Source organism: Neorhizobium galegae (assembly GCF_017877055.1).
GTDB lineage: Bacteria > Pseudomonadota > Alphaproteobacteria > Rhizobiales > Rhizobiaceae > Neorhizobium > Neorhizobium galegae_D.
Genome location: NZ_JAGIPG010000001.1, coordinates 1,479,336 through 1,503,997 on the forward strand (window position 1 = coordinate 1,479,336; position 24,662 = coordinate 1,503,997).

24 protein-coding genes are annotated in these 24,662 nt (G+C 62.7%); 12 read left to right on the forward strand and 12 right to left on the reverse strand.

The features are described from left to right. Nucleotides 1-145 precede the first annotated feature (145 nt). The 4 genes from lpxC (at nucleotide 146) to ligA (ending at nucleotide 6,140) form a co-directional block, all read left to right on the forward strand. On the forward strand, nucleotides 146-1,102 hold the full coding sequence (gene lpxC, locus J2857_RS06860) for a UDP-3-O-acyl-N-acetylglucosamine deacetylase (protein ID WP_210009284.1): 957 nt from the start codon (nucleotides 146-148) through the stop codon (nucleotides 1,100-1,102). A gap of 243 nt (nucleotides 1,103-1,345) precedes the next feature. Further along, nucleotides 1,346-2,188, forward strand: coding sequence for an outer membrane protein assembly factor BamD (locus J2857_RS06865; protein WP_373426802.1), 843 nt, complete (start codon nucleotides 1,346-1,348; stop codon nucleotides 2,186-2,188). Between the two features lie 10 nt (nucleotides 2,189-2,198). Beyond that, a complete protein-coding gene (recN, locus tag J2857_RS06870) occupies nucleotides 2,199-3,872 on the forward strand; it encodes a DNA repair protein RecN (RefSeq protein ID WP_210009287.1) in 1,674 nt (557 codons plus the stop codon). Nucleotides 3,873-3,983: 111 nt separating this feature from the next. Then, a complete protein-coding gene (gene ligA, locus J2857_RS06875; RefSeq protein ID WP_210009289.1) occupies nucleotides 3,984-6,140 on the forward strand; it encodes an NAD-dependent DNA ligase LigA in 2,157 nt (718 codons plus the stop codon). Here ligA and J2857_RS06880 read toward each other — a convergent pair. Further along, nucleotides 6,130-6,687 (reverse strand): GNAT family N-acetyltransferase, encoded by a 558-nt coding sequence (locus J2857_RS06880; protein WP_210009291.1) that lies wholly within the window; start codon nucleotides 6,685-6,687, stop codon nucleotides 6,130-6,132. The genes ligA and J2857_RS06880 overlap by 11 nt on opposite strands. 280 nt (nucleotides 6,688-6,967) lie before the next feature. On the opposite strand from J2857_RS06880, the gene J2857_RS06885 reads away from it, so the two are divergent. Further along, a complete protein-coding gene (locus tag J2857_RS06885) occupies nucleotides 6,968-7,558 on the forward strand; it encodes a 3'-5' exonuclease (protein ID WP_210009293.1) in 591 nt (196 codons plus the stop codon). Between the two features lie 80 nt (nucleotides 7,559-7,638). Next, a complete protein-coding gene (locus tag J2857_RS06890; protein ID WP_210009295.1) occupies nucleotides 7,639-8,136 on the forward strand; it encodes a CreA family protein in 498 nt (165 codons plus the stop codon). Between the two features lie 6 nt (nucleotides 8,137-8,142). Here the strand turns inward: J2857_RS06890 and J2857_RS06895 are convergent, their stop codons facing one another. The 4 genes from J2857_RS06895 to J2857_RS06910 all read right to left on the reverse strand — a co-directional run bounded on the left by J2857_RS06895 (nucleotide 8,143) and on the right by J2857_RS06910 (nucleotide 12,924). Next, a complete protein-coding gene (locus J2857_RS06895) occupies nucleotides 8,143-9,801 on the reverse strand; it encodes an FAD-binding dehydrogenase (protein WP_210009296.1) in 1,659 nt (552 codons plus the stop codon). 160 nt (nucleotides 9,802-9,961) lie between these two features. After that, entirely contained in the window at nucleotides 9,962-10,285 is a 324-nt protein-coding gene (locus J2857_RS06900; RefSeq protein WP_210009297.1) for a hypothetical protein, read from the reverse strand. 205 nt (nucleotides 10,286-10,490) lie between these two features. Continuing rightward, nucleotides 10,491-10,958 carry a chemotaxis protein CheW gene (locus J2857_RS06905; protein WP_046607492.1) on the reverse strand — a complete coding sequence of 156 codons (468 nt, stop codon included), beginning with the start codon at nucleotides 10,956-10,958 and terminating at the stop codon, nucleotides 10,491-10,493. Between the two features lies 1 nt (nucleotide 10,959). Beyond that, a complete protein-coding gene (locus J2857_RS06910) occupies nucleotides 10,960-12,924 on the reverse strand; it encodes a methyl-accepting chemotaxis protein (RefSeq protein WP_210009298.1) in 1,965 nt (654 codons plus the stop codon). Between the two features lie 283 nt (nucleotides 12,925-13,207). On the opposite strand from J2857_RS06910, the gene J2857_RS06915 reads away from it, so the two are divergent. The 3 genes from J2857_RS06915 to J2857_RS06925 all read left to right on the forward strand — a co-directional run bounded on the left by J2857_RS06915 (nucleotide 13,208) and on the right by J2857_RS06925 (nucleotide 15,039). Continuing rightward, complete coding sequence (locus J2857_RS06915) at nucleotides 13,208-13,363, forward strand: hypothetical protein (RefSeq protein ID WP_210009299.1); 156 nt, start codon at nucleotides 13,208-13,210, stop codon at nucleotides 13,361-13,363. Nucleotides 13,364-13,483: 120 nt separating this feature from the next. Next, on the forward strand, nucleotides 13,484-14,083 hold the full coding sequence (locus J2857_RS06920) for an SCO family protein (RefSeq protein WP_210009300.1): 600 nt from the start codon (nucleotides 13,484-13,486) through the stop codon (nucleotides 14,081-14,083). A 77-nt stretch (nucleotides 14,084-14,160) separates the two neighbouring features. Further along, nucleotides 14,161-15,039, forward strand: a complete 879-nt coding sequence (locus J2857_RS06925) for a 50S ribosomal protein L11 methyltransferase (protein WP_210009302.1) — start codon at nucleotides 14,161-14,163, stop codon at nucleotides 15,037-15,039. 196 nt (nucleotides 15,040-15,235) lie between these two features. Here J2857_RS06925 and J2857_RS06930 read toward each other — a convergent pair whose 3' ends face one another. Next, the gene (locus J2857_RS06930; protein WP_046607519.1) at nucleotides 15,236-15,409 is read right to left on the reverse strand and encodes a hypothetical protein; all 174 of its coding nucleotides are present in this window, start codon (nucleotides 15,407-15,409) and stop codon (nucleotides 15,236-15,238) included. A gap of 253 nt (nucleotides 15,410-15,662) precedes the next feature. On the opposite strand from J2857_RS06930, the gene J2857_RS06935 reads away from it, so the two are divergent. Next, nucleotides 15,663-17,495 (forward strand): aminopeptidase P family protein, encoded by a 1,833-nt coding sequence (locus J2857_RS06935; RefSeq protein WP_210009303.1) that lies wholly within the window; start codon nucleotides 15,663-15,665, stop codon nucleotides 17,493-17,495. A 17-nt stretch (nucleotides 17,496-17,512) separates the two neighbouring features. Here J2857_RS06935 and J2857_RS06940 read toward each other — a convergent pair whose 3' ends face one another. From J2857_RS06940 to J2857_RS06955, 4 genes are all read right to left on the reverse strand, one after another. Next, a complete protein-coding gene (locus J2857_RS06940) occupies nucleotides 17,513-17,827 on the reverse strand; it encodes an AzlD family protein (RefSeq protein ID WP_210009304.1) in 315 nt (104 codons plus the stop codon). Nucleotide 17,828: 1 nt separating this feature from the next. Next, nucleotides 17,829-18,548, reverse strand: a complete 720-nt coding sequence (locus J2857_RS06945) for an AzlC family ABC transporter permease (protein WP_210009305.1) — start codon at nucleotides 18,546-18,548, stop codon at nucleotides 17,829-17,831. A 118-nt stretch (nucleotides 18,549-18,666) separates the two neighbouring features. Beyond that, the gene (gene pncA / locus J2857_RS06950; protein WP_210009306.1) at nucleotides 18,667-19,293 is read right to left on the reverse strand and encodes a bifunctional nicotinamidase/pyrazinamidase; all 627 of its coding nucleotides are present in this window, start codon (nucleotides 19,291-19,293) and stop codon (nucleotides 18,667-18,669) included. Between the two features lie 188 nt (nucleotides 19,294-19,481). Continuing rightward, nucleotides 19,482-19,658 carry a hypothetical protein gene (locus J2857_RS06955; RefSeq protein WP_210009307.1) on the reverse strand — a complete coding sequence of 59 codons (177 nt, stop codon included), beginning with the start codon at nucleotides 19,656-19,658 and terminating at the stop codon, nucleotides 19,482-19,484. 433 nt (nucleotides 19,659-20,091) lie between these two features. Between J2857_RS06955 and J2857_RS06960 the strand changes: the two genes are divergently transcribed. Continuing rightward, nucleotides 20,092-21,480: a DUF2778 domain-containing protein gene (locus tag J2857_RS06960; protein WP_210009309.1), complete on the forward strand. Its 1,389-nt coding sequence runs from the start codon at nucleotides 20,092-20,094 to the stop codon at nucleotides 21,478-21,480. 50 nt (nucleotides 21,481-21,530) lie between these two features. Here J2857_RS06960 and J2857_RS06965 read toward each other — a convergent pair whose 3' ends face one another. Then, complete coding sequence (locus tag J2857_RS06965) at nucleotides 21,531-22,676, reverse strand: amidohydrolase (protein ID WP_210009310.1); 1,146 nt, start codon at nucleotides 22,674-22,676, stop codon at nucleotides 21,531-21,533. Between the two features lie 81 nt (nucleotides 22,677-22,757). Then, nucleotides 22,758-23,759: a zinc-dependent alcohol dehydrogenase family protein gene (locus J2857_RS06970; RefSeq protein ID WP_210009312.1), complete on the reverse strand. Its 1,002-nt coding sequence runs from the start codon at nucleotides 23,757-23,759 to the stop codon at nucleotides 22,758-22,760. A gap of 265 nt (nucleotides 23,760-24,024) precedes the next feature. Here J2857_RS06970 and J2857_RS06975 point away from each other — a divergent pair, with 265 nt between their 5' ends. Then, nucleotides 24,025-24,657 carry a Pr6Pr family membrane protein gene (locus J2857_RS06975; protein ID WP_210009314.1) on the forward strand — a complete coding sequence of 211 codons (633 nt, stop codon included), beginning with the start codon at nucleotides 24,025-24,027 and terminating at the stop codon, nucleotides 24,655-24,657. Nucleotides 24,658-24,662 lie beyond the last annotated feature (5 nt).

The following is a 24,662-nucleotide window of genomic DNA, read 5'->3' on the forward strand; positions in this document are numbered from 1 at the left end:
TGATTTGGATTGTGCCGGATGGCTGCGTATGAAAGACGCTGAGACACGCCGACAGAGATCGACCGATTCAGGCGATCGGTCCGGCAGGCGTTAAGAATATCGGATCCTTCTGCTTTACGGATCCGGCGAAAAGAAGGCAGCAGGAATGACCATCGGACTGTTCGGTTTCCAGACCACCATCGCCTCCCCGGTAACCCTGAAGGGCATTGGCGTTCATTCCGGAGCCCCTGTCAGCCTTACCTTTCAGCCTGCCGAAGCCGGCACCGGCGTCATCTTCACGCGTCTTCTCGACGACGGCAGCTCGGTCGAATATCGGGCCGTTTCCTCCCAGGTCGGCAATACCGATCTCTGCACCGTTCTCGGCACGTCGCTTTCCCGCTCCGTCGCGACGATCGAACACGTGATGGCCGCGATCTACGCGCTCGGCGTCGACAACCTCATGGTCGAAGTCGACAGCGGCGAGATGCCGATCATGGACGGCAGCTCCCTTCCTTTCATCGAAGCCATCGAGCAGGCCGGCATCGTCAATCTCGGCATCAAGCGCCGCTATATCCGCGTGCTGAAGCCGGTGCGCATCGATAACGGTGCTTCCTGGTCGGAATTCCGCCCCTATGACGGCACGCGCTTCGAAGTCGAGATCGATTTCGCTTCGCCGCTGATCGGCCGCCAGAGCTGGAAGGGCGACCTGACGCCCGAGACCTTCAAGCAGGAACTCTCGCGCGCCCGCACCTTCGGTTTCATGCGCGACGTGGAACGTCTCTGGGCTGCGGGTTACGCACTCGGTTCCTCGCTCGAAAATTCGGTGGTCATCTCCGACGACGACACGATCGTCAATGTCGAGGGCCTTCGCTACAAGGATGAATTCGTCCGCCACAAGACGCTCGACGCCGTCGGCGACCTGGCGCTTGCCGGCGCCCAGTTCATCGGCTGCTACCGCTCCTATCGCGGCGGCCACAAGATGAATGCCAATGCACTGAAGGCGCTGATGAGCGACCCGACGGCCTACGAGGTCGTCGAGGCTCCGTCGTCGCGCGCGGCCCGCGTGCGAGCAGGGGAGTTCGTACCGGTCAACGTGCCGGAACTCGCGTCCTGGTTTGCCTGATAAAGTTGACCCAGTCGACTCGGCCGCTTCCCCGGAAGCGGCCTTTTTCTTTTTGGGAGACAGGTTCCGATTTAACCTTGAAATGCCCTATATTGCGGCGACGTGCCACAAAAATGCATTAATGCCACAGCATTGCGTTGCTCTCCCTTTGCTTTTATGGCTAGAACGGCCTGCTTGGGCAGCGGGCTTTTCAGGCGCGGGACGATCAGGAATTGTCGAATGAACCATGTAAGGTCTGTTGGAATGCGTAAGACGGCAAGAGTAGCGCTTGTGTCGCTGGTGCTGGCCGGCGCCGGCTTTGGCATGACCGCCTGCCAATCGGATCCCGATATCGACATCACCAAGCTCGGTCTGGAAACGGATGCCCCAGAGACGCTCTACAACCAGGGTCTCGCCAACATGAAGGCTGGCAACCTGGCCGAAGCGGGCCGCAAGTTCGATGCGATCGACCGCCAGAATCCCTTCACCGAATGGGGCCGCAAGGCGCTCGTCATGAGCACATTCACCAAGTACCGACTCGGCCGCAACGACGAGGCGGTGGCTACCGGCAACCGCTACATGAACCAGTATCCGCAATCGCAGGATTCGGCCTATGTCCAGTATCTCGTCGGCCTCGCTTACTCCAAGCAGATCGCCGACGTAACCCAAGACCAGCGCGCTGCAGTGCGCACCATCGATGCGATGAACAAGGTCGTGACCAATTATCCGACCTCGGAATATGTCGAGGATGCGCAGGCGAAGATCCGCTTTGCGCGCGACCAGCTGGCCGGCAAGGAAATGCAGATCGGCCGTTACTATTTGGAGCGCAAGGAGTATCTTGCCGCGATCCAGCGCTTCCGCAACGTGGTCGAGCAGTACCCGAACACCAACCAGGTGGAAGAGGCGCTGGCGCGTCTGACCGAAGCCTATTATGCGATGGGCATCACGGAAGAGGCGCAGACCGCTGCCGCTGTCCTCGGGCGCAATTATCCCGACAGCCAGTGGTATGCCGATTCCTTCAAGCTCCTGAAGGGCAACGGCGTCGAACCCCGCGAGAATCGCGGTTCGTGGATTTCCCGCGCCGGGGCCAAGCTGATCGGCGCATAAGGTCTGAGACATGCTGATCCAGTTGTCGATCCGCGATATCGTTCTGATCGAACGGCTGGACCTTGCCTTCGAGACCGGCCTTTCGGTTCTGACCGGCGAAACCGGCGCCGGCAAATCGATCCTCCTCGACAGCCTCTCGCTGGCGCTCGGCGGCCGTGGCGATGGCGACCTGGTGCGCCATGGCGAGGACAAGGGCCAGGTGACGGCCGTCTTCGACGTGTCCGGCAGCCACGGCGCCCGCAAGCTTCTGCGCGACAACGGTATAGACGACGACGGCGACCTGATCTTCCGCCGCATCCAGTCGGCCGACGGGCGCACCCGCGCTTCGATCAACGACCAGCCGGTCAGCGTGCAGCTGATGCGTCAGGCCGGCCAGCTTCTGGTCGAAATCCACGGACAGCACGACGACCGGGCGCTGATCGATACTGACGCGCACCGCACGCTGCTCGACGCCTTCACGGGCTTAAGCGACGAGGTGCCGCAGCTTTCCGGCCTTTATCGCTCCTGGAAGGACGCGGAACGGGCTTTCAAGACCCATCGCGCCAAGGTGGAGGCCGCGGCGCGCGAAGCCGACTATATCCGCGCCTCTGTGGAAGAGCTCGAAGCGCTCGCGCCGCGCGACGGCGAGGAGGACGAACTCGCCGAGCAGCGCTCGCGGATGCAGAAATCCGAGCGCATCGCCGGCGACATTTCCGAGGCCTCCGAATTTCTCAACGGCAATTCATCGCCCGTGCCGCTGATCGCCTCGCTGGTGCGGCGCCTGGAGCGCAAGAGCCACGAGGCGCCCGGCCTGCTCGAAGAGACGGTCGAACTTCTCGATCAGGCGCTGAATTACCTCTCCAATGCCCAGATGGAAGTCGAGGCGGCGCTGAGGCGCACCGAATTCGACCCGCGCGAACTGGAGCGAGTCGAGGAGCGACTGTTTGCCCTGCGCGCCGCCGGTCGTAAATATTCGATCCCGGTCGCCGACCTGCCGGCGCTTGCCGAAAAGATGATATCGGACCTTGCCGATCTCGATGCGGGTGAGGAGAAGCTCGCCGAGCTGGAAAAGCTCACCGCCTCTGCCAAGGCCGCCTACGATCAGGCCGCCGCCATCCTGTCCGAGAAGCGCCGGCGTGGCGCCGAGGCGCTGGCCGACGCCGTGATGGCTGAGCTGCCTGCGCTGAAGCTCGAACGGGCCCGCTTCATGGTGGATGTGGCGAGCGATCCGGAAGCGGCGAGCGCTGAAGGCGTCGATACCGTCGAGTTCCACGTCCAGACCAATCCCGGCACCCGTCCCGGCCCGATCATGAAGGTCGCTTCGGGCGGCGAGCTGTCGCGTTTCCTTTTGGCGCTCAAGGTGGCGCTCGCCGACCGAGGCTCGGCTCCGACGCTGGTCTTTGATGAAATCGATACCGGTGTCGGCGGCGCGGTGGCGGACGCGATCGGCCAGCGGCTGAAACGGCTGTCGGACAAGGTGCAGGTGCTCTCCGTTACCCACGCGCCGCAGGTGGCTGCCCGCGCCGCGACCCATCTCCTGATCTCCAAGGGGCCGGCCGGCGAGGGCACAGACAAGATCGCCACCCGCGTCGCCACCATGGAGCCGGAACACCGCACCGAAGAGATCGCCCGCATGCTGGCCGGGGCCTCCGTCACGGATGAGGCGAGGGCGGCAGCCAAGAGGCTTCTGGCGGGCAATGGCTAGGGCAGAAGCGGTCCGATTTCCACTTACATATCCCGTGCTGCCGCCTTCTCATACTTTCCAATCGAGGAATTTGCTCTAAAACGACTCCGCTACGCTGAGGAGTCTCTGATCATGCCCGCCGAACAGACGCCCGTCGAAAACCTGACCGAAGAACAGGCCGCAGCCGAGCTCGCCTATCTGGCGGCCGAGATTGCCCGCAATGACGAGCTCTATCACGGCCATGATGCGCCGCGGATTTCGGATGCGGATTACGACGCGCTGAAGCGGCGTAACGACGCGATCGAGAAGCGGTTTCCGCAGCTGATCCGCGCCGACAGCCCGTCCATCCGGGTCGGCGCAGCACCCCTGCCGACATTCGCGGCGATTACCCATTCACGGCCGATGCTGTCGCTCGACAACACGTTCTCCGACGACGACGTGCGGGATTTCGTCTCCTCCGTCTACCGGTTCCTCGGCCAGCTCCCGGATGGATCAATCGCCTTTACCGCCGAGCCGAAGATCGATGGGCTCTCCATGTCGATCCGCTACGAAAACGGCCGGCTCGTCAATGCCGCCACCCGCGGCGATGGCACGACCGGCGAGAACGTCACCGAAAACATCAAGACCATCAAGGAAATCCCTAACCGCTTACCCGCAGGCGTGCCCGATGTCGTCGAGGTGCGCGGCGAGGTCTATATGACGAAGAGCGACTTCCTGGCGCTCAACGAGAAGATGGCGGCGGAGGGCAAGCAGACCTATGTCAACCCGCGCAACACGGCGGCAGGGTCGCTGCGCCAGCTCGACGCCAAGGTGACCGCCAGCCGCAACCTGAAATTCTTCGCCTATGCCTGGGGCGAGATGTCGGAAATGCCGGCCGATACCCAGATGGGCATGGTCGAAAAATTCAGGGACTGGGGTTTTCCGGTCAATCCGCTGATGAAGCGGCTTTCCGCGGTCGAGGATATCATCGCCCATTACAAGGATATCGGCCTCAAGCGCCCGGACCTCAACTATGAGATCGACGGCGTCGTCTACAAGGTCGACAGGCTCGACCTGCAGGCGCGGCTCGGTTTTCGCTCGCGTTCGCCACGCTGGGCGACGGCCCATAAATTCCCGGCCGAACAGGCTTTTACGCATGTTGAGCGCATCGACATCCAGGTCGGCCGCACCGGCGCGCTGACACCGGTCGCGCGCCTGACGCCGGTCACGGTCGGCGGTGTGGTCGTCACCAACGCGACACTGCACAACGAGGACTATATCAAGGGGCTCGGCAACTCAGGCGAACCGATCCGCGAGCCGGATCACGATATCCGTGTCGGCGACACCGTCATCGTCCAGCGGGCAGGGGATGTCATCCCTCAGGTGCTCGACGTGGTGATGGAGAAACGCCCTGCGGAAGCCGTGCCTTACGAATTCCCGAAGCGCTGCCCGGTTTGCGACAGCCATGCGGTGCGGGAGCGCAACGAAAAGACCGGCAAGCTCGATTCGGTCACCCGCTGCACCGGCGGTTTCGTCTGTCGGGCGCAGGCGACCGAACATCTCAAACATTTCGTCTCCCGCAACGCCTTCGATATCGAGGGCCTCGGTTCCAAGCAGATCGATTTCTTCTTCGAGGCGGAAGACGAGGCGCTGAAGATCCGCACCGCGCCGGATATTTTTACGCTGAAGCGGCGACAGGAGGGATCGACGCTTACCAAGCTCGAAAATATCGAGGGCTTCGGCAAGGTCAGCGTCAAGAAACTGTTCGACGCGATCGACGAGCGGCGCGAGATCGCGCTCCATCGCTTCATCTACGCGCTCGGCATCCGCCATGTGGGCGAGACCACCGCCAAGCTGCTCGCCCGCGCCTACGGGACCTATGAGGCCTTTGCCAAGGCCATGCAGGATGCGGCCGAGCTTTCCGGCGATGCCTGGGACGATCTCAATAATATCGAGGGCATTGGCGAGGTGATGGCGCGCGCCATCGTCGAGTTCTTCAAGGAGCCGCGCAATGTCGAGGTCATCACCCGGCTTCTCGAAGAGGTGACGCCGCAGGCTGCTGAACAGATCGCCGCGAGCAACAGCGTGGTTGCCGGCAAGACGGTCGTCTTCACCGGCTCGCTCGAAAAATTCACCCGCGACGAAGCCAAGGCAAGGGCAGAAAGTCTTGGCGCCAAGGTGGCGGGGTCGGTCTCCAAGAAGACCGACTATGTGGTCGCCGGCCCGGGCGCCGGCTCCAAGCTCGACAAGGCAAGGGAACTCGGCGTCCAGGTGATGGACGAGGACGAATGGCTCGCCTTTATCGGGTAAGGGCGGTCACGTCCTTAAGCCGCGCCATCGAATAGGCATCGACATATCGTCCTTCGCGGAAGGCGAATTGTTTGAAATGGCCTTCCACCTCGAAGCCGAATTTCCGGTAGAGCGCGATGGCTGCCTCGTTGTCGGTGTAGACGGTCAGTTCGAGCCGGCGGATATCCAGCCAGTCGTCCGCCACCTGCACCATCTCGCCGAGCAGGGCGCTGCCCACCCCGCGTCCGACAAAGCCGTCGTGCACGCCCATGCCGATGCCAGCCGCGTGGCTCCGCCGACCCTGAAACCGGTTGATGCCGCCGTTGCCGACGATCTGGCCCTCGTAGGTGGCCACCAGCGCGATGCTTCCAGGCGTCGGGCTCTCGACCCATTTGCGGGTCTCTTCCAAGCGTGCGTGCGGCAGCCGCAGGGTTCCGTAGCGGTAACCGGGCATGTTGGCCAATGCGTTGACGGCCTCGACGTCCGTCACGCGCAAGGCACGAACCTCAAGGCCTTCCAGCCTCGACGGTCGGGGTGGTTTCTCCTGGATTTCGTCGGCTATCTTCATCTTGCTCTCCTTGGTTTTTCGCCGAGGCAGAGCGGAAACCCCGAACCCTGCCATATCGGACAGGGTTGGGTGGACGGATGACCGGTTAACGCGCCAAGACCGCCACGCACCCTGCAGGGTGAATGGTCACGGTGAGATGCATGTGGGCGGCGAAACGGGTCATGGCCGACAAGGTCTCAAACAAGCGCCGAGGCGTCAAGAGGCGTGAAAGCGCTGGTGGTCTTTGCCGAATCGAATTCCCACCTGTAGAAGTTCTCCGACCCTCATCCGGAACGCGCCCTTGAAAACCATCGCCATCGATTTCGAGACCGCCAACGAGCAGCGCGGCAGCGCCTGTTCCGTCGGGCTTGCCTGGCTGGAGGACGACGAGGTGGTGCGGGTGGAAGAACGGTTGATCCGCCCGAAGGACATGCGGTTTTCTTCCTTCAACGTGGCGATCCATGGCATCCGGCCGGAACATGTCGAGGATGCCGGCGAGTTTCCCGAGGTCATGGACGAATTTGCGGACGATTTTCGCGGCGCGACGATGATCGCCCATAATGCGGCGTTCGATTTCAGTGTCTGGCGAGCCTGCCTCGACGTCTATCGGCAGAGCTATCCGGAGCTTTCCTATCTCTGCAGCGTAAAGATGTCGCAGAAGGTCTGGCCGCATCTCGGCTCGCACAAGCTCAACGTCCTTGCCCAGCATCTCGGCCTCAGGTTTGCCCATCACAATGCGGCGGAGGATGCTGCCGTCTGCGCGCTGGCGACGATCGCGATCGCCAAATCCCTTTCGGTACCGCATGTCCGCGACATTCCGGAGGCGATCGGCATGAAGGTCGGGCGGCTGTTTTCAGGCGGTTACGCGCCCTGTACCTGCCGGATGAAATAGGAGTTCGGCCAAGCGCCTGCTTGTTTCCGCTCCGGCAATCCTTATCTCAGATCACGGATCGTTTACCGGAGCTGAAGCCCATGAATCGCCTTGCCTGCCTTGCATCTGCCGCCGCTCTTTCGCTCGGTGGGCTTGCCGCACCCGCCTCCGCCGAAGTGGTTGGCGAAGTCGGCGTCGACTGGATCGGCAACGACATCATCGTCGAGGCGGTCGCCGATCCGCAAGTGAAAGGCGTCACCTGCCACGTGACCTATTTCGAACGCGGCATCATCGACCGGCTGAAGAACGGTAACTGGTTCGAGGACCCGTCCAACAATTCGATCGCCTGCCGCCAGACCGGCCCGATCGAGATCGGCAATATCGATCTCTCCAAGGATGGCGACGAGGTGTTTCGCGAGGGCATGTCGCTGATCTGGAAGACGCTGGTCGTCAACCGGATCTACGACAAGGCCAACGACACGCTGATCTATCTCGTCCACACGCGCGAACTCACCGACGGCTCGGCCAAGATGGCGATCTCGACCGTTCCGCTTTATAACCAGAACGTCACCTGGAAGAACGGCAAGCCCAAGCCGTAATCGGCCTCAGGTGAGGGCGGCCGCGGCCGCCCGGCCGGCATTGCGGCCGGAGAACAGGCAGCCGCCGAGAAAGGTGCCTTCCAGCGCCCGATACCCGTGCATGCCGCCACCGCCGAAACCCGCGGCCTCGCCGACGGCATAGAGCCCCGGGATCGCTTCTCCGTTCTCGCCGAGCACGCGGGCCGAGAGGTCCGTCTCGATCCCTCCCAGCGTCTTGCGCGTCAGGATATTCAGTCTCACCGCGATCAGCGGTCCGTGCGCCGGATCGAGAATACGGTGGGGTCTTGCGGTGCGTACCAGCTTTTCGCCAAGCGAGCGGCGGGCGTTGTGGATGCCCATGATCTGTGCGTCCTTGGCAAAGGGATTGGCCACCTGGCCGTCGCGGGCCAATATCTCGCGCTCGATTTGTGCAATGTCCAGAAGATTGCTGCCCGCGAGCCGGTTCATGCCGGCTATCAGCTCGGCAAGGCTGTCGGCGATCACGAAGTCCTCGCCATGTTCCTTGAAGGCCTCCACCGGCCCGGTCGCCTTCCTGCCGATCGCCCGTTTCGCCGTCAGCTTCCAGTCCCGGCCGGTGAGGTCCGGGTTCTGTTCCGAGCCGGAGAGCGCGAATTCCTTGCGGATGATGCTCTGGTTCAGCACGAACCAGCTGTAGTCATAGCCGGTCGCCATGAGGTGCTGCAGGGTGCCCAGCGTATCGTAACCGGGATAAAAAGGGGCTGGCAGGCGCTTGCCCGTCGCGTCGAACCACAGCGAGGAGGGGCCGGGCAGGATGCGAATGCCATGGTTTTGCCAGATCGGGTTCCAGTTCCGCAGGCCTTCGGTATAGTGCCACATGCGGTCGCGGTTGATTACCTGCCCGCCGGCTGTCCGGGTGATGCCGATCATCCGCCCGTCCACGTGTTTCGGCACGCCCGAGACCATGAAGGCAGGCGGCTTGCCCAGCCTTGCCGGCCACATCTGCCGCACCAGGTCCTGGTTGCCGCCGATGCCGCCCGAAGCGACGATGACGATCGGCGCGCTGAGCTCGAAGTCACCGACAGGTGTCCTGGATGTCTCCTCGCCACGCTCGGCCGTGCTCGCCTTGAGGATTGTGCCTGCAACGCCAGTCACGGCCTTTCCGGTCTTCACCAGATTGTCGACCCGGTGCCGCCAGAGGAAGCGGATCTTTCCGTTCTTTTCCGCCTCGCGCGCCCGCCGTTCGAAGGGTTCGACGACGCCGGGGCCGGTGCCCCAGGTGGTGTGGAATCGCGGCACGGAATTGCCGTGCGAGGTCGCCGAGCCGCCGCCACGCTCGGCCCAGCCGACGATGGGGAAGATGCGGTGGCCCATCTGCCTGAGCCAGGCGCGCTTCTCCCCGGCTGCGAAGGCGACATAGGCTTCCGCCCACATCCGCGGCCAGTGGTCCTCCTCGCGGTCGAAGCCGGCGGTGCCCAGCCAGTCCTGCCAGGCGAGATCGAGCGAATCGCGGATGCCCATCCGCCGCTGCTCGGGGGAATCGACCAGGAACAGCCCGCCGAGCGACCAGAAGGCCTGGCCTCCAAGGTTTTGTTCCGGCTCCTGATCGAAGATGACGACAGAGCGGCCGGCATCTGCAAGTTCGGTCGCGGCGACGAGGCCCGAAAGGCCGGCACCTACCACGATGGCGTCAACTCTGTCGCTCAAGCGCGCTCCTCCCAAAGCGTGAGGATGCAGAGCATGCTGCATCCTTACGGCGAATACAGTCATGCGGTGTGACTGAGGTCAACAGGATGGCCGGCAAAACGACAAAACCGGACTCGGCAAGCGAACCCGGTTTTGAAATCCGTCGGGAATGGTGGGCGAATCAGCGGACGTAGACGGTCCGGCTGCCGTCGGCGGCGGTGTCGATCGCCACGACGTTGTTGAGTTCGACGTTCTGGCTCAGAAGATCGGCGCGCAGCGCGCGGTCGGTCTTCACTTCGTTCTGGGCCTTCTGGATGGTGGCCTGATCCGGGTGGATGAAGGCGTCCGGAACGTCCAGCCGCTTTGCGCTGTCGTCGAGTTCAGGGTTGGTAAAGACGATGGCGACGTCGCCGGCGGGTTTTGCCGTCATGCCCATATCGCGGGCATAGGCGGTTCCCATCGTGGCGGCGGACATCAGGACTGCGAGAGCAAAAGCCTTGTTCATGGTCATTCTCCTATCTTGGGTAAACCAGCCGAAGAGCTTTTGAAGCGATCCGGTTGGGCGTTTGCGGCAGGAGAACGTCGACTTGCTTCCTCGGTTCCGTTTAAAATTATTACAAATAAGCAATGATTACAATAAGTTAATCTCCCGTCACATCTGCGTGTAACGGGAGATCTGGTCATAGTTTCGAACTTTTTTGCGCCGCAGATTACGCGGCTTCGCGCGCGAGTTCGTCGGCGATGACGGTGTCGAGATTCAGGAAGCAGACCATGGTCTTTTCGAGCGCGACGATGCCGCGGCAGAAAGCGCGCTGGGCTTCCGGGATGATTTCCGGGGCCGGCTGCAGGTCTTCCCCACGAATGGTCATCATGTCGGAAACCTGCTCGACCAAAAGGCCGACCAGCTTGCCGGCGATGTCGGTGACGATGATCGCGGAGCGTTCCGACGGTTCGGTCATCTTCATGCCGAGACGGCAGGCCATGTCGATGACCGGGATCACCGCGCCGCGCAGGTTGATGAGACCGAGCACGTAAGGCGGGGTGTGCGGCATCGGGGTCACCGGCGCCCAGCCGCGGATTTCGCGGATCGCCATGATATCGATGCAGAATTCCTGGTCTCCGAGATGGAAGGAGACGATTTCAAGGTAGGCGCCGGACTGCTTGATGGCATTGCTCATGTCAGAACTCTTCCCATTTGTCTGAGGATCCCACGGCCTTCGGCTTGGCGGAGGTGGGGCTATTGCTGAAGGCTCCCGCGAGCTTGTTCATCAAGTTGAGTGCGGGCGATGGTTTGGGTGGCGTGGAAGCGCCTGCTGCCTCGACGGCGCGCGGGCCATTGCCTCCACGGATCTGGAAATGGCTGATCAGCTGGTTGAGGTTTTCGGCATCGCTGGCCAGCGAATGGCTGGCAGCAGTGCTCTGCTCCACCATTGCGGCATTCTGTTGCGTTGCTTGGTCCATCTGGCCGATCGCCATGTTGATCTCGGTTAGTCCGGTCGATTGTTCGCGCGCAGAAGTGAAAATCGCGTGAACGTGATCATTGATTTTCAGCACATCGTCGCCAATCCGCGTCAGGGCGTCGCCGGTTGCCTTGACCAGATCGACGCCGGTCTTGACCTCCTGGTTGGAGCGGGTGACCAGCGCCTTGATGTCCTTGGCGGCGCCGGCTGCACGCCCGGCGAGCTCGCGCACTTCCTGGGCGACCACTGCAAAACCCTTGCCGGCCTCGCCCGCACGGGCCGCTTCGACCCCGGCGTTGAGTGCCAGAAGATTGGTCTGGAAGGCGATTTCGTCGATGACGTTGATGATCTTGCCGATCTCGGCGGTGGCACCCTCGATCCGCCCCATGGCGGCGGTGGCATCCCGCACCACGCTGGCGGACTGTTCCGTATAGTCCTTGGCATGGCTCACCATCTGGGTCGCCTCTTCGGCGCGGCTGGTGGCGTTGCGTACGGTCGCCGTGATTTCTTCGAGGGCTGCCGATGTTTCCTCGAGCGAGGCCGCCTGCTTCTCGGTCCGCTTCGCCAGGTCGTCGGCAGCGGAGCGCATCTGGTTGGCGTTGGCACCGATGGAGCTGGAGCTGTTGGCAACCTCGGTCATGATGTGGCGCAGACGCTCGACGACCCGGTTGAAGTCGGTGCGCAGGCGCTCGAGATCTCCGCGGAAGGGACGATCGAGGGCAGCTGCGAGGTCGCCTTCGGAGAGACGGTTGAGCGCGCTCGCAAGCGAATCGACCGCGTACTGGAGCGCCTGGGCTTCGGCCCTCTGTTCCGACTCGCTCGCCTGCCGCTGGGTCTCGTTCCGGCGACGTTCGTCGTCCAGGCTGTTCTCCAGGGTCTGGCGCTCCACGGCCGCAAGCCGGAAGATATCGGTGGCGCGCGCCATCTCGCCGATCTCGTCGCCGCGGTCGATGCCGGGCACGGGGGTCTTGTAGTCGCCGCCGATGATCCGCTGCATGCTGGCGCGGACGCCGTCTATGCCGCGCCGGATGGCGCCGCCATGAACGCTCTGCAGGATCGCCATGGCGACCAGTGCGATCAAGCCGAAGCCAAGCTGCACATAAAGCGCTTTCGAGGAAAGCGTGTTTGCCTCGTGGACGCGGTTGCTGACAAGCTTCTCGCCCGCGACGGCCGCTGTCTCGAGCGTCGTGCCGACCCGTTCGCCGGCACCGTCGATGACGTCGTCGATCTTGTCATAGGCTTCGTCGGGCGCGCCCGTTTCGACCATTTTTCTGAGATCGACCTGGATCGCCGTCGAAACAGTCGCGAGATCCGTTTCGAAACTTGAGACGACGCCCGGATTGCCGATTTCGGCCGCGAGTTTCTTCAGGTCGCCCGAGGAGCTTTTCAGCTTGTCGATGGAGTCCGCCATCGCCTTCAGCCGGGCAGGATCGACGCGTTTGTCGTCGCGATCGACGATCGTGTCCATCGCCGCCAGAACGAGCTCCAGGTTGGCGATGCGCATGCCGTTGACGGTATCCACATGCTGCCGGACCTCGGTGGCGCGCTGCAGCGCTTCGTCAACCTGGCGGCCCTCGTACCAGCCGACAAGCAGCATGGCGCCGATACCGGCAAAGGCGGATCCTGCCAGGGTCCATAGTCGGTGATTGACCGAGAGTGTCTTGCGAATGGGTGTTGCCGTCATGCTGTTGAAATTCCTCCCGGCGCCGGACATGTCCGGCAGGCTTTCGGATAGAGATGGAAACAGGGAGCGAGCCGATATCGGCGACGTCATGTCTTTGGTGGTCCTGGCGAGATCGCGGCCCCCGGGTGCGATGCGTCTGCATCCTCACCTCCACTTTGCCGCAACGATTCGTGAACCATCTTCGCCTTTATAAGATCTCAGACAGGTATTAATCTTACGCTAAGCATGTTTGGAGGTTGTGCCGACCTTCCGGAATGGCGGAAAAGATTGTAGATTGAACACCATGGATCGCACTGTCGACGGTTACCGCCTGCCGCTGATCACCGCCGTAAGCCTGGTCTTGCTCGGGCTCGGCGGCGTCGCCTTTTATGGCTGGCTCCGGTTCGGCTCTTCCATTCTGCTGACGCTCGGTGAAAGCGGTCTTTCCTGGTGTTTCTGACCGCTGCCGTATCGTTGGGACAAATCAGCGCGATGTCATTCGAAAACAACTTCTTGAATTGCGTGTCCGGCGGCTCGGGTCTATCGCTCCGTCAACCAGGCCTGAGCTGAAGAGATACCGATGAAGAGCTTTCGAATCGTTCTGTGGATCGCCGTCGTTGCATTGGCGGGCGTGCTGGTCACGCTGACGCTGACGTTCACGCGTTCGAAACAGCAGCTTGCTGAAGGTCCCTTCGGCGTACCGTTCCAGCTCGTGGCCCAGAACGGCCAGCCGATCACCGAAAAAGCGTTTCAGGACAAGCCCACGGCGCTGTTCTTCGGCTTCACCCATTGCCCGGAAGTCTGCCCGACGACGCTGTTCGAGCTTAACGGCTGGCTGCACAAGGTCGATCCGGACGGCACGAAACTCAATGGATATTTCGTCAGCATCGATCCGGAACGCGACAGCCCGGAACTGCTCGGCCAGTATGTTTCGAATGTCACCGACCGGGTGAAGGGCATTTCCGGCCCGCCGGCCAAGGTTCAGGAGATGGCCAAGGGCTTCAAGGTCTATTTCAAGAAAGTGCCGGTCGACGAGAAGGATCCGAACGGCGATTACACGATGGATCATACGGCTTCCGTCTTCCTGCTCGACAATGGCGGACGCTTCGCCGGCACCATTGCCTACGGCGAAAACCCCGACGTCGCGGTCAAGAAGCTCGAAAATCTGATCAAGGGCTGATACGTTTGGCGTTGAAGCCGACATGGCTTCTGTGGCAATCCTCTCCGCCACCGATCAATAGCTGAGAGAACCCTTCCTTGAGCGAAATCCGCCTTTACGTCACGTCCACCGAAAGAGGTGCGACCGAGATCCTCGATATCCTGTCGGAGGTCTTCGGCGAGGAGGATTTCGCCATCGCCACAACCGAGGTCGATGAAAAGAAAGACATCTGGGAAGCCTCGGTCTACATGATGGCGGAGGACGAGGAGGCGGTGCGCGAGCGTATCGCCGAGGGCCTTGCCCAGGCCTTTCCCGCTCTCGAAATCCAAAGGGAAGTCATTCCGGATATCGACTGGATCGCCAAGTCGCTGGAAGGCCTGAAGCCGGTGAGGGCCGGGCGGTTCATCGTCCACGGCTCGCATGACCGCGACAAGGTGAAGGTCAACGATATCGCCATCGAGATCGATGCGGGCCAGGCCTTCGGCACTGGCCATCACGGCACGACTGCCGGCTGCCTCGAAGTGATCGAGGACGTGATGCGGGCAAGACCGGTCCGCAATGCACTCGATCTCGGGACCGGGAGCGGCGTGCTGGCGATTGCCGTACGCAAGCTGCGCAACATTCCGGTGCTCGCTACCGACATCGATCCGGTCGCGGTGCGGGTGGCCCGTGAAAACGTCCGCCGCAACGGCATCGCCACCGGCATCCGTCTGGAGACGGCGCCGGGATTTCATTCGCCGGCGTTTGATCGGGAGGGACCGTTCGACCTGATCATCGCCAACATTCTCGCGCGGCCGCTGATGAAGATGGCGCCGCAGCTGGCGGCACATCTGGCGCCTGGCGGTTCGGTAATCCTGTCCGGCATCCTGGCCGGACAGCGCTGGAAGGTGCTGGCCGCCTATAGCGGCGTCCGCCTGGCCCATGTCCGCACCATCTGGCGCAACGGCTGGGTGACGATCCATCTGCGCAGTCGGTAATCCATTTCGCAATGCAGCATTGATTTCTTTGCATGGCTCCTCGTGCAGACAGCAAAAAGGCGACACCACTGGTGCCGCCTTGCGATCAGTTCTGGGACTGATCTACCCGCGAGCGTGAGGGAGGATTTGCTCGAGCGGGCCTCGTATCCTGGAAGCCGGGGCGGGTGAGGGAGGAGAGCCCGTGCCGGCCGTAAAATCAGAATACGTAGCTTTGAGCGCCCTTGCGGCGCAGTTCTTCGCGGCTGGTGCCGAGGCCCTTCAGCGTTTCATCGTCGAGGGACAGCAAAGCGCCGTTGACGTAACGGGCAACCTGACGCTCGCGAGCTTCGACCACCCGGTTGAAGGCATTGCGGAAGAAAGAGTTGGCCATGGAAGCTATCCTTTTGATACGGGCCTTGTTCGGCGCCCGTTCGATGTTGTGAATATAGCGATTGCTGCACTGCACAGTGAGAGGGCTTGTCTCATTGGTGGTATGCGTTTGTTGCATAGGATGAACAGATCTGCGCCAGACCTGTTGAGCAGATGCACAATCGCCGCTCATGCGGCTCGGCTGGCAATGTCCGTCGAAGATCGGCTAACATGGTTTCAACCTCTCGGAATCAGGCAGCCCGGAAAACAACCCCATGTTCCAGTCCTTCGAAGTGAAGTCCGCCCCGCAGTTCGGCCGTGATCGCGTCAGTGCGCTCCGGGCGAAATTCGCCGATCTCGGCATTGACGGTTTTCTCGTCCCCCGTGCGGACGAATATCAGGGCGAATACGTGCCGGCCTCGGCCGAACGCCTATCCTGGCTCACCGGCTTCACCGGATCGGCCGGCATGGCACTCATCACGCAGCGTGAGGCTATCGTTTTCGTCGATGGACGTTACGTCACCCAGCTTGCCGAACAGGTGGACGGTTCGGTGTTCACCGCCGGCGACCTCGTCAACGAGCCGCCGCATGTCTGGCTGCCGCGCCATGGATCGAAGGGCCTTCGCCTCGGCATCGACCCATGGCTGCATGCGGGCGCGGAAGTGCGCCGGCTCGAAAAGGCGCTGGCCGAGATCGGCGGATCGCTGGTGCTGCTCGACGCCAATCCGCTCGATGCGATCTGGAGCGATCGGCCGGCCGAACCGCTCGGCGCCGTTTCGATCCAGAAACAGGAATATGCCGGCACGCTGGCGAGCGAGAAGATCGCTGCCATCGCGAGCCAGGTGAAGGAGAAGGGGGCTGCCGCGGTCGTCATCGCCGACCCGACATCGGTCGCCTGGATATTCAACATCCGCGGCGACGACGTTCCACACACGCCCTATCCGCTATCGCGCGCCATCATTCCGGCGGAAGGCAAGGCCGAGATCTTCCTCGACCGGATGAAGACCGGCATCGAACAGGCCGCCTATCTCGCGCAGATCGCGGTGCAGCGTCCGCCGTCGGAATTCCTCTCCCGTCTTGCGGCTTTCTCGGCGGATGGCGCAAAGATCCTGATCGATCCCGACCTGACGCCGCTCGCGCTCACCAAGGCGATCACGGCCGCAGGCGGCGAGGTGGTCGAGGGAACCGACCCGGCCAAGCTGCCACGTGCCTGCAAGAACCGCGAGGAGCTCGAAGGCTCGGCAAAGGCGCATCTGCAGGATGGCGCGGCGATGGTCGAATATCTCTATTGGCTCGACAGCCAAGCACCCGGAACGATCACCGAAATCGACGCGGTCAAGGCGCTGGAGGCGACCCGCGACCGCGTCGGCCAGGCCATGCAGAACCCGCTGAAGGACATTTCCTTCGAGACGATCTCGGGTGCGGGCGAGCATGGCGCGGTCATCCATTACCGCGTCACGACCGAGACCAACCGCAAGCTCGAAGCGGGCGAACTTTTCCTCGTCGATTCCGGCGCACAGTATGTCAACGGCACGACCGACATCACCCGCACGGTCGCGGTCGGCGCCGTTCCGGAAGAGCACAAGCGATTCTTTACCCTGGTGCTGAAGGGCATGATCGGCATCAGCACGGCGCGTTTTCCCAAGGGCACGCGCGGCTGCGATCTCGATCCGCTCGCCCGCATCGCGCTGTGGAAGGCTGGCGGCGACTATGCGCATGGCACCGGCCATGGCGTCGGCTCGTATCTGTCGGTGCATGAAGGACCGCAGCGGATCTCGCGGCTGGCGACGCAGGAACTGCTTCCCGGCATGATCCTGTCCAACGAGCCCGGCTATTACCGGCCAGGCTCGTTCGGCATCCGCATCGAAAACCTCATCTATGTGAAGGCGGCGGAAGAGATCGACGGCGGGGACCAGCCGATGCTCGCCTTCGAGACGCTGACCTGGTGCCCGATCGACCGCCGTCTGGTGCTGCCTGCGCTGATGACGGCGGAGGAACTCGGCTGGCTCGACGGCTACCACGCCACTGTGCGCGAAAAGCTGCTGCCGCTGATCGACGACGAAGCAGTCAAGGCCTGGTTGGTGAAAGCGACCGAGCCTCTTTCCTGAATGAGGGACGCCTGAAATCAGAAGCCAAGCAGGTGGCGGCAGATCATCGCCGCCGCCCAGCCTGCGCCGAGCAGCAGGAGGCCCGGATATCGGATGCCGACCACCAGTGCCGCCAGCATTGCGATCTTGAAGTCCCAGCCGCCGTTGAAGAAGGCGGGGGCGACGAGCGTCGTCAGGACAGCCGCCGGCACGGCGTTGAGCGCCTGTTCCATGCGCGGCGGGATCGACTTCATCCGGGTGATCAGCACATAACCGCCGATGCGGGTAAGGAAAGTCGCGGCCGCTGCAGCGAGAATCAGAACCACCATGTCCATCGAGAGCTGGTCTGCCATATCAGCTCTCCGTCTCGGCGGCGGCCGTCATCGGCGCGGGCTCGGTGGACAGCGGCAGGAAAGCTGCGACGACGACCCCGACCGCGGCACCGATGCTGACATGCCAGGGCGAGCCGACGAAATGATAGCCGAGCACGGAGCCGAGCGCGCTCGCCACCACCACGGGATAAAAACCCGGCTTCCGGCGAAAGCCGATGACCAGCCCGAGGAAATAGACCGGCAGCAGCACGTCGATCGCAAGCGCACGGGGATCGCCCATCATCCGCCCGAAAAACGCACCGACGACGCTGAAGAACAGCCAGGGGAAATAGATCGCGGCGCCGAAGCCGATATACCAGGGGAAGGTAACGCCCTGGCCGCTTTCGCCTCGCTTCACGGCTTCGGCAAATTGCGGATCGGTCAGCACGAAGAAGGTGAGGAATTTCTGGAGCGGCGTAAAATGGGTAATGAACCGCGTCAGCGCCGCCGAATAGAGGATGTGGCGGAAATTGACCGCGAATACGGAGAGCACGATCAACCACGGTGCCACGTGGTGGCCGAAAAGCTCGATGCCGACGAGCTGGCTGGCGCCTGCGTAGACGGTCGCACTCATCAGGCCCGCTTCCACGACAGAGAGGCCGTTGTCGCTCGCCACGGCGCCGAACAGCACCGCGAAAGGCGCCGAGGACAGGGCGATGATGAGGCCGCCCCTCAGGCCCTGGTTGAATTCGCTGCGATTCATTGACGAAATCCTTTTCGCCCCGGCTTTAGAGCCCTGCGAGACCTCGCGCAATTCAATTGGGCTGATGGAACGATCGATTCCGCTGAACCATCGGGTTGTGCCGAGCTGGTTCGGGCGGTCAGGCAGCGAGGATGTCCTTGCTCGAAACGATGCCGATGCCTTTGCCCCTCATCTCGGCAATGGCGCTCTTCACGCCTTCCGGATCGATGCCACGACTGGCGTCCTCAATGACGCGCACTTTTACGCCCGGCAGCATCTCGACGGCATCCAGAGCGGAGAATTTCACACAATAGTCGGTCGCAAGCCCGCAGAGATCGAGTTCGGTCACCTGCTGGGCTCTCAGATAGCCGGCAAGGCCCGTTATTGCGGCCTGGTCGTTGTCGCGGAAGGCGGAATAGCTGTCGACCGCAGGGTTCTCGCCCTTCTGCTGGATATAGTCCACGGCCTCGACGTTGAGGTCAGGGTGGAATTCCGCATCCGCCGTGCCCTGTACGCAATGGTCCGGCCACATGACCTGCTTCTGGCCGGACAACTCGCCCATGTCGAACGGCTTCTTGCCCGGATGCAGGGAGGCAAAACTGCCGTGGTTTTCCGGGTGCCAGTCCTGCGAGGCGACGATGACATCATAACCGCCGTCCTCGATCAGCCGGTTTGCAATCGGCACGATTTCATCGCCATGGGCGACGGGCAGGTTGCCGCCCGGGCAAAAACCGTTCTGGATGTCGATCAGGAGCAGCGCTTTCATCGGTCGTCCTCCGGTTCCTGGATCGCTGCAGGATGCCAAGGGTGGAGGGCAGGATCAAGGGCGACATGTTTCGCGGTGCAATAGTCGGTGCTGTTCGGTCGGAATATCGACGATCTCAATCGGCAGTGATTGATCGCCATCCACCCACATATCAGGGACCACCTCGCGGTTTTATGGGTGCGGGAGAACTATCCGGAGAGGGCGATCGTGGTCCGCCAGAACTCGGTCGCTGCAACGCTGTCGAGCATTCGCAGCGGGCTCGGAATAGGGCTGTTTTGGAGTTCGTGGCGGCCAGCGACGACGACCTGGTTTACTGCTTTCGCCCCGACATGCCGCCCGCTGCGGAGATCTGGCTGATCACCCATGAGAGGCTTCGGTATACACCTCGGGTCCGCGCGGTCATGGACGTCGCCAAGGTGCTGCTATCGCAACATGCGGCCGAAGGCCTCCGGCGGCAGCGGAAGGAATTGGTATAAAAATCGTATCAAGCCTTGAAAGAATGAGATTTTGTGGCTAAACAGCAACGGTCGCTGGCTTGACTAGCCTCAATTGGGGACGTGGGGGACACCCTGTCGCCGCAATTCGGTTAAACTTCCGACGGCATGCGCTTTTATGTGCACCACCGAAACCAAATCGGGGCGGCGTAAAGACATTGGTTACCATAATCGTTCATCCTCACATGCAGTCGATAGGCGGCAGTGAGCAAATGCTTCGTTTGCTCAGTGCTCGTCAGGGTTGTGTTGGCGGTCTCGCGGAAGCGATGCCTGCCGGTGTGAGTAACGGTTCGGGTAACGAGTGATGGCGCGTTCGGTCCAGACGTCGGTGAATGGCAGGCAGGCAGGCAAGGCTCCGCAACGCCGCAAGAAATCCCGCTCTCTCCTGGTCAATGTCACGGTCGGTTTCGGCCTGACGGTCGCCGCCCTGATGGGTGCGTCGATGGTTACCATGGCGACGGCGGTGAAGTCGGCTTCCGATGTAAAGTTCGAAACGGCACTGGCGAAACCGATCGGTCTTGCCGCTCCCACTGTCGCAACGCGTGAGCGCGAAATCGACGTTTCGAAATTCTCCCGCCTGCCGGGCAGTGCGCCCGCCAATCCGAAGGGCAAGCGCCTCGCTGGCGCCGATATCGCTGCGCTTGAAGCCCGCAAGCCGGATGTTTCGAGCGTCAGCCAGGTGCTCAACGTCGCGATGGCCAAGGCCGCCCGGCATCAGGAATACGAACAGCGGTTTGCCGCACTCGAAAAAGCCCGCCCCGACGCCAATGCCATCCGTGCCGTGCTCGGCCCTGCGATGGAAAGCCTCGTCGTCGTGGCGCCCCGCGCCGCCAGCGGCACCTTGCCGGATATGATCCAGGATGCCCAGACGGTCACCACCGTTGCCGGGCTCAAGGACATGAAGCCGGTCGAGATGGCCGCGCTTGAAGACACCGCCCTGGAAGAAGAGACGGACGAAGGCACCGACGAGAGCGAAGTCGCGGTTGCCGAGGCGCCCGTTCCCGCGGCGCCTTCCTACGCCCTGCCGAAGGCCGGCCCGCTGCCGGTGATCCGTCCGGGGTCGGCCGCCGACAAGCCCGCCAAGCCGGCAGCACTTGCGGCCATCGCAGCTGTCGCGCCGCAAAAGCCTGCCAAGGCGGATGACAGCAACGACAAGCCGACGGCGCTCGCCTTCGCCAAGCCCGACAACCCGATGCGCGAGGAGCCGACCCGTCCGTCGCAGTCCGCACCCGCCTGGCCCGGCATCGGCACGAAAGTCGCCGTCTACGATATTTCCGGCGGCATGGTCTATATGCCGAACGGCTCGAAGCTCGAGGCGCATTCCGGCATCGGCAAGATGCGCGACAACCCGAACTTTACGCATGTGACGATGCGCGGCCCGACGCCGCCCGGCACCTACAAGCTGTCGATGCGCGAAACGCTGTTTCACGGCGTCGCCGCGATCCGCCTGACGCCGGTCGACGGCAGGGCCCCGCAGGGCCGCACCGGCCTGCTGGCCCACAGCTTCCTGCTGCGGGTGCGCGGCGACTCGCACGGCTGCGTCGCCTTTGCCGATTACGGCGCGTTCCTGAAAGCCTTCCAGCGCGGCGATATCACCCATATGGTGATCGTGCCCAAGTGGGACGGCAAGCGCCCCGGCCGCGGCACCAATGGCGGCTTCATGGCCAAGCTGTTCGGCAATAACGACGCTTAGTCGCAGCCTTGATGGTGGCGCGCCCGGATGACGACGTCACCAACGGCACCTCAGCCCAGAATATCCCGCGCCACCCGCATAAAAATCTTCGTGCCGATCGGGATCAGGTCGTCAGGGAAATCGTAGTTCGGATTGTGCAGGTTCGGCAAGTTTTCGCCGGCCCCCAGGAAGAACATCGCCGATTTCGAGACGGTCGCGAACCGTCCGAAATCCTCCGAGCCGCGCATCGTTTCTCCCGCCTCGTGGGGAACGCCTTCGGCAATCATCGCTGCCCGCAGCAGTTCGGTCGCCTGCGCATCGTTTTCGCAGTGGCCGAAGATGTCGTGATAATCCATCTCGTATTCAAGGCCGCCGGTTGCGGCGATCTCGCGGACGAGGGTTTCGGCCCTGGTCGTCAACGCCTCCATCTGGCCGTCGGTCATGGTGCGCAATGTCACCCAGACCTCGGCATGACCGGGCGCAATCCCGAAGGCCGGTTCGCCGACGGCGGCATGGGTGACCGTTGCCAGCACCATGTCGCTGGTTGCGATCGAGCCCTCGCTGAGCGCCGTCAGCGCCGGCATCAGCGCTGCGACCGCCGGGACCGGCGAAATGCCGGTTTCCGGCATGGAGGCATGCGCCGTGCGCCCGGTGAGGACGATCCGCAGGCCGCGCGACGCGCAGTTGACAATCCCCTGCTTCAGCCAGACGCGACCGAGCGGCAGGCCGGGCATGTTGTGCAGGGAAAAACTGTAATCCGGCACCAGGTCCCGGAATTTTTCGTCGGCGATGACCGCCGCCGCACCGGCGCCCGTCTCTTCGGCGGGCTGGAACAGCAGGATGACGCGGCCGCGCTTCGGCTTTTCGCGACCGAACTGACGGCCGAGCGCGGCCAGCATGGTCATGTGGCCGTCATGCCCGCACATATGTCCCTTGCCGGGAATTTTCGAGCGATGGTCCGGCATGCCCACCTCCTCGATCGGCAGCGCGTCCAGTTCGGCGCGGAACAGCACGGTCGGGCCGGCGATACCGCTGTCGTAAACGACCGCGACACCCATGCCGCCGAGGCCGGTCACGATCCGGTCCGGCCTGGTATCGGCGAGGAAGCCTTGCACTTCCACGGCCGTCGCCACCTCCTCGCCGGACACTTCCGGCATGGCATGCAGCTTGCGCCGCCATGCGGTGAGCTCGATGACGTCCTGGTTGGTGAGAAACATGGCGCGCTCCGTGATCGCCGGGTTTGATCCCGAGGTAACCGGGGCAGGGGTTCTCCGCAAGGAAAACCTCTGCCCGACCAATCACCACTCGATGCCGATCTTGCCGAAATGGCTGCCGCTCATCTCGTAGCGGAAGGCGTCGGCGAGCTGTTCGAGCGGAAAGACCTTGTCGATCACCGGCCGGACGAGGCCCGTATCGAGCGCCCGCACGAAATCCTGCTGCTGGCGGCGGCTGCCGACCAGAATGCCGGAGAGAACCGCTTGCTTGCCCATCAGCGCCGCCGTCGGCACTTCGCCGCGCGGGCCGGTCAGGACGCCGATCATGGCAATATGGCCGCCCATCTTCACCGCCTGGATGGACTGGCCGAGCGTTGCCGGACCGCCGACCTCCACCACATGATCGACGCCGCGGCCGCCGGTCCAGTCGAAAACCTGCTTGCCCCAGTCGGCATTGTCCTTGTAGTTCACCGTAAACTCGGCGCCGAGCTTGCGGGCACGCTCCAGTTTGTTGTCCGAGGAGGAGGTGATCGCCACCCGTGCGCCCATGGCTCTCGCGATCTGCAGCGCATAGATCGACACGCCGCCCGTGCCGAGCGCCAGCACCGTCTCGCCGGCCTTCAGTCGCCCAAGCTCCGCCAGCGCCCGCCAGGCGGTGAGGCCGGCCGTGGTGATCGTCGCCGCCTCCACGTGGCTGAACCCTGTTGGAGCCAGCGTGAAGGCCGCCGCCGGCCGCACCGCATATTCGGTCGCAAACCCATCGATGCCGTCGCCCGGCGTGCGCGAAAAACCGCCGGGCAAAGGCGGGCCGTCCTGCCAGTCGGGGAAGAAGCAGGAGACCACATGGTCGCCCGGCTTGAACTCGCCCACCCCTTCACCGGCCTCCTCGACCACGCCGGCGCCATCCGCCATCAGCACCCGCCCATCGGTTGGCGTCCTGCCGCTTGCGACGCTCAGGTCATGGAAGTTGATCGAACTCGCATGCAGCGCCACCCGGATCTCACCGCGTCCGGGCTTTCCCGGATCCGGCAGATCGACGAGTTTCAGGGCATCGAGGCCGCCTGGGGCTGTGACAATCGCCTTCATGAATTCCTCCCCTTAAAATTCAAAAATCTCCGGTGCTTCAGGTAGCGGGAGACAGGGAGGCTGACAAGGCGATGTCCGCGCCGCCGCGGAGTTTGCGGCGAAACCCTTTGCTGAAATGAGGCTGCGGCGATGGATGTGGCGGTGCCGGATGTGGAGGTGATAAGGCAGGGACGAGGTGACGTTGCGGCAGCATATTCAGAGAGTCACAGAAGACGCCTGATCGTGTAGACTGAGAACCATTCGATCCGTCACGTAGAGGATATTGATGTTTGCAACGAGCCATCCCGCCGTTTCGCGACTTTCGGCGGCTGTGATCGCGATCTCGGCCTGGCTCGGCTTGTTCATCGAGCTGCGGGCGGTACTGGCGAACGGGTTCAATCTGCCGGTGGCACTATGGATCATCTTCGCCTATTTCACCATCATCACCAACTTCCTCGTCGCTCTATTGTTCTCGCATATCGCCGTGGTCGGACCTCGAGCCGATCATGGATGGTATGTCGCCGGTGTGGCATTGAGTATTGCCTTGGTGGGGATCGTGTTCGCCTTGCTGCTGCAGGGCCTTCGCGAATTGAGCGGCGCGGGGATTGTCGGTGACTTCCTGCTGCACCGCCTCAATCCGCTGCTGGTGCCGCTGTTCTGGCTTTTCCTCGTCTCGAAGAATACCCTCGCGCTCCGAGCGCCGTTTCAATGGGCGGTATTCCCGCTCCTCTACTTCGTCTACGCGATTGCCCGAGGTTTCTCGGAGGGGCGATATGCCTATCCGTTTCTCGACGTTGCCGCACTTGGCTGGGCACGTGTCGCGGTCAACGCCATAGGAATAGCGATCGGTTACCTGATCGCCGGTACTGTGATGGTGTGGCTGGATCGAAGACTTGGAAAGACGGTGCGGGTGCACTGAGGTGG